The following is a 12,003-nucleotide window of genomic DNA, read 5'->3' on the forward strand; positions in this document are numbered from 1 at the left end:
TCCGAAGGTCGGCTTGCCCGGACCTTGGCGGCGCCGCTACTCTGCCTGCCTGTTTCGCACACAGTGCCATCAATGCCCGTTCCTGTCCTGATTTCCCGCGGTTGGCCGCTGCTGGCCCTGGCCGGCCTGGTTTCCCTGGCGCCCGACGCCCATGCGCAGCGGGTTTCGGCCCGGGACAAGGTGAAGGTGGATGCGCTGCAGCAGCGCATGACCGTCGCCGAAAAGCGCTACAGCGACGCCCTGCTGCTGGTCGCCAATGCCGACCCCAAGGGCAGCAACGAGGCCGACGCCGCGCTGGAGGACATGGAAGATGTCCTCAACGACTGCGTGAAGCAGAAGGGCTGCCAGATGGGCACCCTGCTGGCCAGCTACAAGCGCCTGCTCAAGCACGACGCCGATGCCGCTGCCAGCGATGACGTGGCCGACGAGGGGGGTGACCGCCTGGAAGCCGACCCGGATCACATCGGCCCGCTGACCGCGGATGTGCCCGAGGCCGCGCGCGCTGCCGCGCTGCTGAACGACAAGCGGCACGCCTTCGACAGCATGGTCGAGTACAACCCGGCGGTGCAGGCCGGCATCCGTCGCTGGCTGACCGACATGCGTCCTGCGCTGCTGACCAGCTACGAGAACTACCAGAACCTGCGCGCGGTGATGTGGCCGGAGTGGGAGAAGCGTGGCCTGCCCGAGGCGCTGCTGTTCGGCATCATGGCCAAGGAATCCAACGGCCGCGTGCACGCTTCCTCGCGTGCCGGCGCCGCCGGCCTGATGCAGTTCATGCCGGCCACTGGCCGTCGCTTCGGCCTCGGCCCGGATGGCACCGGCTTCGACACGCGCTTCGATGCGCGCAGCGCCGCCGAGGCCAGCGCCAGCTACCTCAACGAACGCCTGCGCGAACTGAACAACAACGTGGAAATGTCGGTGGCCGCCTACAACGGTGGCGAAGGCCGTGCCGCACGCGTGTTCAAGCAGAGCGCCGGCCAGAGCTTCTGGACCGACAGTGTCTACAACCAGTTCCCGGGCGAGACCAAGGACTATGTGCCGATGGTGATTGCCGCGGCCTGGATCTTCCTGCACCCGCAGCAGTATGGCGTGGAGTTCCCGAAGATCAGCGCGCAGCCGGCCACGCTGCGCCTGGCCAAGTCCACCACCATCTATGAACTGACCATCTGCCTGGGCAGCCACGGCACCCGTGATGGCTACATGCGCGCGCTGCGCAACCTCAACCCGCGCTATGAAGCCGATGGCTGGATTCCGGCCGGCACCCTGATCAACGCCACCACCCGCATCGCCGGGCTGTACCAGCGCAACTGCGTCAGTGGCCCGCGTGCCGACCTGGCCCGCACCCTGATCACCGCCGATCTGAACGCGGCGATCAAGCGCCCGACCGCGGCCAGCTACACCGGCAGCGTCGCCGTGGGCGGCGTGGTGCCGGTGGCCGACGCTGCGGCCTCCACCAGTGTGCCGACCACGCCGGTGGCGGCGGTGGCGACGCCTCGCCCGGCGCCGGCCGCGCGCCCGAAGCCGGTGCGCAGCCACAAGGTGGGCAAGGGCGAGACCCTGGGCGCCATCGCGGCGAAGTTCCAGTGCGACGTGCCGACCCTGGCCCGCGCCAACGGCCTGAAGGCCCCGGCCTACAGCCTGCGCCACGGCCAGACGCTGAAGCTGCAGGGCTGCGACAAGTAATTCCCCCGACCCCTGGAACCCGCATGGATCTCGAAGACACCCGCAACCTGTTCGCCAACCTCCGCGAAAACACCGACTGGGACATCAACGGCCCGTTGCTGTGGGGGTACTTCTTCGTGCACTCCACTGCTGAGCCGTTGCAGGCACTGGCAGAGCACCTGCAGGCGCAGGGCTACACCTTCGTGGAACTGTTCGAACAAGATCCGGAAGAGGGTGACGCGCCGTTCCACGTGCTGCATGTGGAGCGCGTGGAGATCCACGACGAAGCCTCGCTGGACCGTCGCAACCAGGAATTCGCAGCGCTGGCCGCGGAGAAGGGCGTGGAAGACTACGACGGCATGGACGTCGGCCCGGCCCCGGCCCTGCAGTAACGCGCGTACCGGTAGTGCCGGCCGCTGGTCGGCATCCCGTTGTGGAAAAGGGGACGGAGGGGATTAAGTCGTTTATGCATAAACGACTTAATCCCCTCCGTCCCCTTTTTATCAGCGCAGCTTCGCCAGGGCCTGGCCCAGCTGTACCGGGCTTTCGGCGCCCAGCTGCGGGGCGAATTCGGCCACGCCCGGCGGCAGCAGCACGATCACGGTCGAGCCGTAGTTGAAGCGTGCCATCTCGGCGAAACGCTCCAGCCTGATGCCCTGGCCGCGGTAGTCCTTGCGGGTGATGCGGTCGCCGTAGTGCGGAATCTCCTCGCCGCTCCACACGGTTTCCACGCCGGACACCAGCAGTGCACCGACCATCACGCTGACCATCGGGCCGAAGCTGGTGTCGAAGTGGCAGACCAGGCGCTCGTTGCGGGCGAACAGGCGCGGTACGCCGTTCACTGCCGCCGGACCAACGCTGAACAGGCGCCCCGGCACGTGCACGGTCTCACGCAGGGTGCCGGTCCACGGCATGTGCACGCGGTGGTAATCGCGCGGCGACAGGTACACCGTGGCGTAGAGGCCATCGTTGTATGGCTTGGCGTCCTCGTCACTGCCCAGCAGTTCGGCAGCGGTGAATGACTGGCCCTTGGCCTGGAAAATGCGGCCGGCCTCGATCCTGCCGAGCTGGCTGATGCGGCCGTCGGCCGGCATCACCAGGCTGCGCGGATCGGCATCGGCCACGCGTGCGCCCGGCTTCAGCGCACGGGTGAAGAACTGGTTGAAGGTCGCATAGCTGCGCGGGTCCGGGTTGGCCGCTTCGTCCAGGTTGACGTTGAACTTGCGGGTGACCGTGTCGATCAGCCAGCGCGACACGCGCGGATCGTCCGAGTACGCCAGCGAACGCGCCATCGAGGACAGCAGGCGGTGGGGCAGGGCATACGTCAGGGCGGTGGTGAGGCTCATGGGGCGGTTTTCTCGGTCAGCTTCTGCAGGTCGCGGGCGATCGCCGGCGCGTTGAACGGGGGGCGTACCAGGCCGGCGAGGCGGCCCTGCGGGTCGAGCACGGCCAGGCTGGCCGAATGCTCGACCGTGTAATCCTCGGGGTTCTCGTCGAAATGCTTGCCCGGCACCTTCTTGAACACGAAGCCCAACGAGGTGGCGAAGCGCTCCAGCGAGGGAACGTCAGCGGTGGCGGCCAGGGTGTCCTTGTGGAAGCCGTGCACGTACTCGCCCAGCCGGGTGGCGCTGTCGCGGTCGGGGTCGACCGAGATGAACAGCACGCGTGGGCGCAGGCTGTCGGGCAGGGCTTCCCACTGGTTCTGCGCGCCGGCCAGCGCGGCCAGCGTGGTCGGGCAGACGTCCGGGCAGAAGGTGAAGCCCAGGAACACCAGGGTCCAGTGGCCCTTCAGTTCGCCCGGGATCAGGCGGGTGCCGTCGGACTGGGCCAGGTTGAAGTCAGGCAGTTCGCGCGGCTGCGGGTACAGCGTGATCGCTTCGGTGGCCGGGGCATTGGCCGGCGGCTTCGGCGCGAACACCTGCTGGGCGGCCAGCAGGCCGAGACCCGCCGCCAGGGCGATCAGCAGGATGATGCCGGCGTTGCGATTGAACATGGGGGCTCCCGCGCGAAGTGGGCCCCATCATACCGGCTGTGGCCCGAATCGTTTCCGCCGCAACGGATGCCGCCACGGGCGCCAGCCCCTATAATCGGGGGCCACTTTGCCCGCAGTACCGCCATGACCGCTGAAACGGCCGCCGAACTCCACACGATCATCGATCTGATCCGCTACGGCACCAGCCGTTTCAACGAAGCCGGGCTGACCTTCGGGCACAGCTACGACAACGCGCTGGACGAGGCCACCCAGCTGGTGCTGCACAGCCTGCACCTGCCGCACGACCTCGGCCCGGCCTACGGCCAGGCGCGCCTGCTGCAGGCCGAAAAGCTGCGCGTGCTGGAGCTGTTCCAGCGCCGCATCGATGAACGCATCCCGGCCGCCTACCTGACCGGTGAGGCCTGGTTTGCAGGATTGAGCTTCAAGAGCGACAAGCGCGCCCTGGTACCGCGCTCGCCGATCGCCGAACTGATCGAATGCGGCTTCGAGCCGTGGCTGGCCGGCCGCGACGTGTACCGTGCACTGGACCTGTGCACCGGTTCGGGCTGCATCGCCATCGCCATGGGCCACTACTACCCGAACTGGCAGGTGGACGGCGTCGACCTGAGCGACGATGCACTGTCGCTGGCCGAAGAAAACAAGGAGCGCCTGCAGGCGCACAACGTCACCCTGATCAAGTCGGACCTGTTCAACGGCCTGTCCGGCCGCCACTACGACCTGATCGTCACCAATCCGCCATACGTCACCAACGACGAGACCGATGCCCTGCCGCAGGAATACTCCTACGAGCCGGAGATGGGCCTGCGTGCCGGCGACGACGGCCTGGACCTGGTGCTGAAGATCCTGCGCGATGCCCCGCTGCACCTGAGCGAGGACGGCCTGCTGATCTGTGAAGTGGGCGAATCCGAGCAGCATCTGGTCAAGCTGCTGCCGGAAGTCGATTTCGCCTGGATCGAATTCAAGGTCGGCCAGATGGGTATCTTCGCGGTTGAATGCCGCGAGCTGATCGCCCACAGCGCACGCATCACCGAACTGGCGGCGCAGCGCCCGTGAGCTCCAATTCGTTCGGCAAGCTGTTCACCGTCACCACGTTCGGCGAGTCGCACGGGCCGGCCATCGGCTGCGTGATCGATGGCTGCCCGCCGGGGCTGGCGCTGGACGCGGCCGAATTCGCCCACGACCTGCAGCGCCGCGCCACCGGCAAGAGCCGGCATACTTCGGCGCGGCGCGAGGCCGACGAGGTCGAGATCCTGTCCGGCGTGTACGAGGGCCTGACCACCGGCACCCCGATCGCGCTGCTGATCCGCAACACCGACCAGCGCAGCAAGGATTACGCCAACATCGGCCAGCAGTTCCGGCCGGGCCATGCCGACTACAGCTACTGGCACAAGTACGGCATCCGCGACCCGCGCGGTGGCGGCCGTTCCTCGGCACGCGAGACCACCATGCGCGTGGCCGCTGGCGTGGTCGCCAAGAAGTGGCTGGCCGAGCGCTTCGGCGTCACCGTGCGTGGCTACCTGTCGCAGCTGGGCGACATCACCCCGGCCGGTTTCGACTGGTCGGCGGTGGAAGACAACCCGTTCTTCTGGCCGCATGCTGCACAGGTGCCCGAACTGGAGGCGTACATGGACGCGCTGCGCAAGTCCGGAGATTCGGTCGGTGCGCGCGTGGACGTGGTCGCCGACAATGTGCCGCCGGGCTGGGGTGAGCCGATCTACGGCAAACTCGACGGTGAACTGGCTGCCGCGCTGATGAGCATCAACGCGGTGAAGGGCGTGGAGATCGGCGACGGTTTCGCCAGCGCCGCGCAGAAAGGCACCGAACACCGCGACCTGCTGACCCCGCAGGGCTTCGCCAGCAATCACGCGGGTGGCATCCTCGGTGGCATTTCCACCGGCCAGCCGGTGGTCGCCTCGATCGCGTTGAAGCCGACCTCCAGCCTGCGCCTGCCGGGCCCGTCGCTGGATACGTCCGGCAACGTGGTCGAGGTGGTCACCACCGGCCGCCACGACCCCTGCGTCGGCATCCGCGCCACCCCGATCGCCGAGGCGATGGTAGCGATGGTGCTGATGGACCAGGCGCTGCGCCACCGCGCGCAGTGCGGCGATGTCGGCACGATCACCCCGCGCATTCCCGGGCAGATCGATGGCTGACACGCGGCCGACCGTGTGGGTGAGCCAGCCGCTGATCGACGCGGCCATCGCGCCGCTGCGCGATCGCGTGCAGCTGCGCTGCACCGACACCGTCACCGCCTGGGCGCCGGACCAGATCGCCGGACAACTGGCCAGCGCCGACGGCGCGATCATCACGCTCAACGAGCGCATCGGCGCGGCCCAGGTGGCCGGCGCCGCGCAGCTGCAGGTGATCGCCAATGTCGGGGTGGGCTACAACAACCTGGACGTCGACGCGCTCAGCGCGGCCGGCATCCTGGCCAGCAACACACCGGACGTCCTGACCGAAACCACCGCCGATCTCGGTTTCGCCCTGCTGATGGCCACCGCGCGCCGCATCACCGAGTCCGAGCGCTGGCTGCGCGAAGGGCAGTGGCAGCAGTGGTCGTTCCAGACCATGCTCGGTGCCGATATCCACGGCAGCACACTGGGCATCCTTGGCATGGGCCGCATCGGCCAGGGCATCGCCCGTCGCGGCGCGCACGGTTTCGGCATGAAGGTGCTGTACCACAACCGGTCGCAGCTGCCGGCGGCGACCGAGGCGGAAGTGGGCGCGACCTATGTGGACCTGGATACGCTGCTGGCACAGTCCGACCACCTGCTGCTGGTGCTGCCGTACACGCCGGCCTCGCATCATCTGATCGATGCCGCCGCACTGGCGAAGATGAAGCCGTCGGCGACGCTGGTGAATATCGCCCGCGGTGGCCTGGTCGATGAGATCGCGCTGGCCGATGCGCTGGCCAACGGTCGCCTGGCTGCGGCGGGTCTGGATGTGTACGAAGGCGAGCCAACGGTACGCCCGGAACTGCTGGCGCTGCGCAACGTCGTGCTCACTCCGCATATCGGCAGCGCCTCGCTGGCCACGCGCACGGCGATGGTACAGCTGGCCGTGGATAATCTGCTTGCCGGGCTCGGCCTGGACGGCGGCCCGTCGCGGATGCCGAGCGCGATCAACGCTGACGCGGCGATGGCCGCGCGCGTGACGCTGGGCAAAAAAACCGGGAAACGATAGGGAACCTCCGCGCGCCCCGCTTGAGGAGGTTCCCCGAACCCAGCTGTCGTGCGTGTTTTTCCCCATTCCCGTTTTCGTGAGAGTTCCCCCATGAGCAATGCACAGCGCAGTTTCCACGTCGCCGTCGTCGGTGCCACCGGCGCCGTCGGCGAGACCATGTTGTCGATCCTGGCCGAGCGTGATTTCCCGGTCGGTACCCTGAGCGTCCTGGCCTCCGAGCGTTCGGCCGGTGGCGAGATCGAGTTCAACGGCCAGAAGGTCACGGTCCAGGACCTGGCCACCTTCGATCCGGCCGGCGTCGAGATCGCGCTGTTCTCGGCCGGTGGCAGCGTGTCCAAGGAATACGCACCGAAGTTCGCCGCCGCAGGTGCGGTGGTGATCGACAACTCCTCGGCCTTCCGTTACGACGATGACGTGCCGCTGGTGGTGTCCGAAGTCAACCCGGAACAGGTCGCCAACCGTCCGCGCGGCATCATCGCCAATCCGAACTGCTCGACCATGCAGATGCTGGTGGCGCTGGCGCCGCTGCACCGCAAGTACGGCATCGAGCGCATCAACGTCTCCACCTACCAGTCGGTGTCCGGCGGTGGTCGTTCGGCCACCGAGGAGCTGGGCAAGCAGACCGGCCAGCTGCTGAGCTTCCAGGAGATCGATCCGCAGCGCTTCCCGGTGCAGATCGCCTTCAACCTGATCCCGCACATCGACGACTTCCAGGACAACGGCTTCACCAAGGAAGAAATGAAGCTGATCTGGGAGACCCGCAAGATCCTCGGCGACGACAGCATCCTGGTGAACCCGACCGCAGTGCGCGTGCCGGTGTTCTACGGCCATTCCGAGTCGGTGGCGATCGAAACCCGCGACAAGGTCACCGTGGCCGAAGCACGTGCGCTGCTGGAGCAGTCGCCGGGCATCGAAGTGGTGGACCGTCACGAGGCCGGTGGCTACCCGACCCCTGTCACCCACGCCTCGGGCACCGACGCGGTGTACGTCGGCCGCATCCGTGAGGACCTGTCGCACCCGCGCGGCCTGAACCTGTGGATCGTATCGGACAACGTGCGCAAGGGCGCCGCCCTGAATGCCGTGCAGCTGGCCGAGCTGGTCGCCGCCGAGCAGCGCTGATCACAGCGGTTGCCTCACCGGTAGTGCCGGCCGCTGGCCGGCATTGCCGTGATGGCACGTGCGTGTCTGCCGGCCAGCGGCGGGCACTACCGAAGGTCCCCATGGGTGGGTGCGGACCGCGGTCCGCACGCTTTATAGTGTCGCCATGAATAAACGGGCCAGGGGCGCAAAGCGCCCCCTCCTCTATCTTTCCACCGCGCTGCTGGCCCTGGCCAGCAGTTCGGCGCTTGCCCTGGGCTTGGGCGACATCCGTGTCCTGTCCAAGCCGGGCCAGCCCCTGCTGGCCGAAATCCCGGTGGTCTCGGCCGATCCGTCCGAGCTGGAGAACCTGCGTGTCGCGTTGGCCTCACCGGTCACCTTCGAGCGCGTCGGCCTGCAGCGGCCGACCGGGCTGGTCGGCGAACTGCAGTTCGAACTGACCCGCAATGCGCAGGGCAGGGCAGTGGTGCGGGTGACCTCGCAGACGCCGGTTGAGACCCCGTCGCTGAGCTTCCTGATCGAGGCGAACTGGGGCCAGGGCCGCCTGGTGCGCGAGTACTCGGCGCTGGTCGATGCACCGTCCAGCGCACTGGCCGTGGCCGAGCCGGAAATCGTTGCACCCGCAGGTACGCTCTCCAACACCATCGCCCGTGAGGCCGCCCCGGCGCCCGCCGCCGCGGAGAGCGTGAGCGCGCCTGCGCCGTCCACCGCCACCACGCCGGCACCCGCACCGGCTCGCCCGCGTGCAGTGGCTGCACCCGCTGCCGCACCGGCAGCCGATGGCAGCGTTACCGTCCAGCGTGGGCAGACCTTGTCGCAGATCGCCAGCGTGGTGGCCCGCGGCAACCAGGTCAGCCGCGACCGCGCAATGATTGCGCTGCTGCGGGCCAACCCGGAGGCCTTCATCCGTGGCAACGTCAACCTGCTCAGGCAGGGCGCCGTGCTGCGCATGCCCGGCAGCGATGCACTGGCGGCGGTCGATGCCGCCGAGGCCGCCGCGCTGGTGCGCGAGCATGCCGCACAGTGGCGTCAGGCGCGCACCGTGCCGCAACCGGCGGGTACTGTCGCCCCGGTCGCCACGGCGGGAACCACGAAGGCTTCTTCCCCGGCTGCGGCCACTGGGGCACGACTTGAAATCGCTCCGGCGCTGGCCTCCGACGCCGCGCACGCGGGCACAACCACCGGCACTGCAGCCGGCAGCGAGGGTGACATGCTGGGCAACGAACAACTGCGCCAGGCACGCGAGGACATCGCGACCCGCGATGCCGAGATCGGCGAGCTGAAGCAGCGGGTGGCCGACCTGGAAAAACTCAAGGAACAGCAGCAGTCGCTGATCGCGATGAAGGACAACGACCTGGCCGCGGCGCAGCAGCGCCTGGCGCAGGCACCGGATGCCCGCGATGCGGCAACGCCGTGGTACTGGCTGGGTCTGCCGGTGCTGTTGCTGGCGGCCGGCGCGGCCTGGCTGCTGCGTCGTCGCAAGCCGTCGCCACTGCCGCCGCTGCGCGAGGAAGGCGACGCCGCCGGCCTGGCCGCTGCGGTACCGGCCGGCGCGGCGCTGGATACGCTGGCCGAGCAGTCTTCGTGGTCGACGGCGGTGTCCGACAGTGGCCGCCAGGAACCGGCGATGCCTGCCTGGGCGACCGAAGCCGAGGTGCAGGATGACGTGGCTGCCGAAGCGGTCGCCGACGTCGCCGCCCAGACTGACTGGCAGGCGCAGACGCTGCGCGATGACGAAGTAGTGGAGCTGCCCGGGGCCGTGACCGACCTGCCGCGCTGGGACGAGCCGGTGGCCATGCAGGACACCCCCGTGCAGGATGAGCCGCCCGCGCAGGCGGTCCCTGACGAGATCGTAGTGCCGGACTACGCGCTGCACGCCGAACAGCAGCCGCAGTTCCGCGGCGTGTTCGACCTGCCGGCCGAGCATCATGACGGCGGGGATTCGAGCGCGGCGCCGCACGACGCGCTGGCCGCGGCCGCGCATGAAGACGGTACTGCCGCGCCGGCCAGCGATGCCGGCTGGGCGCCGCGCGCCGGGCAGGAACGCCTGGAACTGGCCATCGCCTACCTCGACCTGGGCGATGCGCAGACCGCACGGACGTTGCTGCTGGAAGTGGCCGAGGGCGGCGACCTGCACTGCCAGGCCCAGGCTCGCGAATTGCTGGCCCGCCTGCCGTGACCGAACCCGCCGACAAGGACCGTGCCATGAGCCGCGAGCGCCGTATCGACTACGTTGAATTCGCCTCCAGTGACCCGGCCGACAGCCGCGCCTTCTTCGAAAAGGTGTTCGGGTGGTCGTTCGTCGACTATGGCAGCGACTACACCGCCTTCGACGATGGCCGCCTGCAGGGCGGCTTCTTCCGCGGCCAGCCGCAACGGGCCAGTGACAGCGGCGCGCCGCTGCTGGTGCTGTATGCCGACCAGCTGGCGCCCATCGAGGCGGCGGTGCGCGACGCTGGCGGTGAGATCGTACGGCCGGTGTTTTCTTTCCCCGGTGGCAGCCGCTTCCAGTTCGTCGAGCCCGGTGGCAACGAACTGGCGGTCTGGTCCGAACGCGATCCGGCCTGAGCGCCGCCCCTCCCGCAACATCGAGGTAGCACATGCGTTACGCGCTTGGCGTCGAGTACGACGGCAGCGATTTCAGGGGCTGGCAGAACCTGGGCGAGGGTGGTCCCAGCGTGCAGGCCAGCCTTGAGCAGGCCCTGTCGTCGGTGGCCGATGCGCCGCTGCAGGTGGTCTGTGCCGGTCGCACCGATGCCGGCGTGCACGGCCAGTGCCAGGTCGTGCATTTCGACACCGACGTGGTGCGCGATCCGCGCGCCTGGATGCTGGGCACCACCACCCGCCTGCCGCGCTCGATCGCGGTGCGCTGGTGCGTGCCCGTGGCCGATGATTTCCACGCCCGCTTCTCGGCGCGGGCACGCCGTTACCGTTACCGCCTGCTCAACCGCGAAGTGCGGCCGGCGCTGCAGCGGCAGACCCTCAGCTGGGAGCGCCGTGCGCTGGACGCGGGCCTGATGCATGCCGCCGGCCAGGCCCTGCTAGGCGAGAACGACTTCAGCGCGTTCCGCTCGGTGCAGTGCCAGGCGCTGCATGCACGGCGTGAACTGCAGTCGCTGCAGGTCAGCCGCCAGGGCGAGGTGATCGAGGTCGCCGTGCAGGGCAATGCATTCCTTCATCACATGGTCCGCAATATCGTCGGATCGCTGATCCTGGTGGGCAGTGGCGAGAAGCCGGTGGAATGGATCGCCGAACTGCTGGCCGGGCGCGATCGCACCGTAGCCGGTCCCACCGCACCGCCGCAGGGCCTGGTGTTCCTTGGGCCCCTGTACCCCGACAACTGGCATCTGCCCGCCGAGGTCACGCTATGAGCCGCTCCTACTACCGCACGCGCATCAAGTTCTGTGGCATGACCCGGGCCGGCGACGTCCGCCTGGCCGGTGAGCTGGGCGTGGACGCGGTGGGTTTCATCTTCGCCCGTGAAAGCAGCCGCCGGGTCGCTCCAGCCGAGGCACGCGCGATGCGCCAGGCGATCGCGCCGATGGTCGACGTGGTGGCGCTGTTCCGCAACAACAGCAAGGAAGAAGTGCGCGAGGTGCTGCGCACGGTACGACCGACCCTGCTGCAGTTCCACGGCGAGGAAGACGAGAGCTTCTGCCGCAGCTTCAACATGCCGTACCTGAAGGCGATTGCCATGGGCGGCCGTGAAGAGATCAACGCCCGCACCCTGCAGCTGCGCTATCCCAGCGCCGCCGGCTTCCTGTTCGACAGCCACGCGCCGGGCGGCGGTGGCGGCACCGGCGTGGCCTTTGACTGGGGCCGGATCCCGACCGGCCTGCATCGCCCGTTCCTGCTGGCCGGCGGCCTGAACCCGGAAAACGTCTACGACGCGGTGCTGGGTACCCTGCCGTGGGGCGTGGATGTCTCCAGTGGCATCGAACTGGAGCCGGGCATCAAGGACGGCTACAAGATGCGCACCTTCGTCGAGGAAGTGCGCCGCGCCGATTGCACGGTTCTCGAGTGATTGGCGTCATTATTTGCCGTGATTTGGACCTGGATTTGAGCCT

General features: G+C 68.4%; 12 protein-coding genes. 10 read left to right on the plus strand and 2 right to left on the minus strand.

Annotation, left to right across the window (positions count from 1 at the left end):
* The first annotated feature begins 72 nt into the window (after positions 1–72).
* Both VG561_RS17665 and VG561_RS17670 read left to right on the plus strand, forming a co-directional pair.
* A complete protein-coding gene (locus tag VG561_RS17665) occupies positions 73–1,683 on the plus strand; it encodes a transglycosylase SLT domain-containing protein (RefSeq protein ID WP_014647898.1) in 1,611 nt (536 codons plus the stop codon).
* Positions 1,684–1,706: 23 nt separating this feature from the next.
* Positions 1,707–2,054: a ribonuclease E inhibitor RraB gene (locus VG561_RS17670; protein ID WP_046431838.1), complete on the plus strand. Its 348-nt coding sequence runs from the start codon at positions 1,707–1,709 to the stop codon at positions 2,052–2,054.
* Between the two features lie 111 nt (positions 2,055–2,165).
* Here the strand turns inward: VG561_RS17670 and asd are convergent, their stop codons facing one another.
* The gene (asd, locus tag VG561_RS17675) at positions 2,166–3,008 is read right to left on the minus strand and encodes an archaetidylserine decarboxylase (protein ID WP_014647896.1); all 843 of its coding nucleotides are present in this window, start codon (positions 3,006–3,008) and stop codon (positions 2,166–2,168) included.
* Positions 3,005–3,655 carry an SCO family protein gene (locus VG561_RS17680; protein WP_414611960.1) on the minus strand — a complete coding sequence of 217 codons (651 nt, stop codon included), beginning with the start codon at positions 3,653–3,655 and terminating at the stop codon, positions 3,005–3,007. The genes asd and VG561_RS17680 overlap by 4 nt, the downstream gene beginning before the upstream one ends.
* Before the next feature lie 123 nt (positions 3,656–3,778).
* On the opposite strand from VG561_RS17680, the gene prmB reads away from it, so the two are divergent.
* The 8 genes from prmB to VG561_RS17720 all read left to right on the plus strand — a co-directional run bounded on the left by prmB (position 3,779) and on the right by VG561_RS17720 (position 11,960).
* Entirely contained in the window at positions 3,779–4,708 is a 930-nt protein-coding gene (gene prmB, locus VG561_RS17685; protein WP_014647894.1) for a 50S ribosomal protein L3 N(5)-glutamine methyltransferase, read from the plus strand.
* Entirely contained in the window at positions 4,705–5,808 is a 1,104-nt protein-coding gene (gene aroC, locus VG561_RS17690; protein ID WP_014647893.1) for a chorismate synthase, read from the plus strand. The genes prmB and aroC overlap by 4 nt, the downstream gene beginning before the upstream one ends.
* Positions 5,801–6,838, plus strand: a complete 1,038-nt coding sequence (locus tag VG561_RS17695) for a 2-hydroxyacid dehydrogenase (RefSeq protein ID WP_046431836.1) — start codon at positions 5,801–5,803, stop codon at positions 6,836–6,838. The genes aroC and VG561_RS17695 overlap by 8 nt, the downstream gene beginning before the upstream one ends.
* A gap of 90 nt (positions 6,839–6,928) precedes the next feature.
* Complete coding sequence (locus tag VG561_RS17700) at positions 6,929–7,957, plus strand: aspartate-semialdehyde dehydrogenase (protein WP_014647891.1); 1,029 nt, start codon at positions 6,929–6,931, stop codon at positions 7,955–7,957.
* Positions 7,958–8,102: 145 nt separating this feature from the next.
* Complete coding sequence (locus tag VG561_RS17705) at positions 8,103–10,115, plus strand: FimV/HubP family polar landmark protein (RefSeq protein WP_262093466.1); 2,013 nt, start codon at positions 8,103–8,105, stop codon at positions 10,113–10,115.
* Positions 10,116–10,141: 26 nt separating this feature from the next.
* Positions 10,142–10,504: a VOC family protein gene (locus VG561_RS17710; RefSeq protein ID WP_014647889.1), complete on the plus strand. Its 363-nt coding sequence runs from the start codon at positions 10,142–10,144 to the stop codon at positions 10,502–10,504.
* A 32-nt stretch (positions 10,505–10,536) separates the two neighbouring features.
* The gene (gene truA, locus VG561_RS17715; protein ID WP_014647888.1) at positions 10,537–11,307 is read left to right on the plus strand and encodes a tRNA pseudouridine(38-40) synthase TruA; all 771 of its coding nucleotides are present in this window, start codon (positions 10,537–10,539) and stop codon (positions 11,305–11,307) included.
* Positions 11,304–11,960, plus strand: coding sequence for a phosphoribosylanthranilate isomerase (locus tag VG561_RS17720; protein ID WP_014647887.1), 657 nt, complete (start codon positions 11,304–11,306; stop codon positions 11,958–11,960). Before truA ends, VG561_RS17720 begins: the two co-directional genes overlap by 4 nt.
* Positions 11,961–12,003: the final 43 nt, after the last annotated feature.

It is taken from the genome of Stenotrophomonas sp. CASM110 (genome assembly GCF_049384345.1).
GTDB lineage: Bacteria > Pseudomonadota > Gammaproteobacteria > Xanthomonadales > Xanthomonadaceae > Stenotrophomonas > Stenotrophomonas muris.

Bases quoted from the DNA above. Each gene is read 5' to 3' on its own strand.
- VG561_RS17665 (WP_014647898.1), top strand. From the start codon at position 73: ATGCCCGTTCCTGTCCTGATTTCCCGCGGTTGGCCGCTGCTGGCCCTG.
- VG561_RS17670 (WP_046431838.1), top strand. From the start codon at position 1,707: ATGGATCTCGAAGACACCCGCAACCTGTTCGCCAACCTCCGCGAAAAC.
- asd (WP_014647896.1), bottom strand. From the start codon at position 3,008: ATGAGCCTCACCACCGCCCTGACGTATGCCCTGCCCCACCGCCTGCTG.
- VG561_RS17680 (WP_414611960.1), bottom strand. From the start codon at position 3,655: ATGTTCAATCGCAACGCCGGCATCATCCTGCTGATCGCCCTGGCGGCG.
- prmB (WP_014647894.1), top strand. From the start codon at position 3,779: ATGACCGCTGAAACGGCCGCCGAACTCCACACGATCATCGATCTGATC.
- VG561_RS17695 (WP_046431836.1), top strand. From the start codon at position 5,801: ATGGCTGACACGCGGCCGACCGTGTGGGTGAGCCAGCCGCTGATCGAC.
- VG561_RS17700 (WP_014647891.1), top strand. From the start codon at position 6,929: ATGAGCAATGCACAGCGCAGTTTCCACGTCGCCGTCGTCGGTGCCACC.
- VG561_RS17705 (WP_262093466.1), top strand. From the start codon at position 8,103: ATGAATAAACGGGCCAGGGGCGCAAAGCGCCCCCTCCTCTATCTTTCC.
- VG561_RS17710 (WP_014647889.1), top strand. From the start codon at position 10,142: ATGAGCCGCGAGCGCCGTATCGACTACGTTGAATTCGCCTCCAGTGAC.
- truA (WP_014647888.1), top strand. From the start codon at position 10,537: ATGCGTTACGCGCTTGGCGTCGAGTACGACGGCAGCGATTTCAGGGGC.
- VG561_RS17720 (WP_014647887.1), top strand. From the start codon at position 11,304: ATGAGCCGCTCCTACTACCGCACGCGCATCAAGTTCTGTGGCATGACC.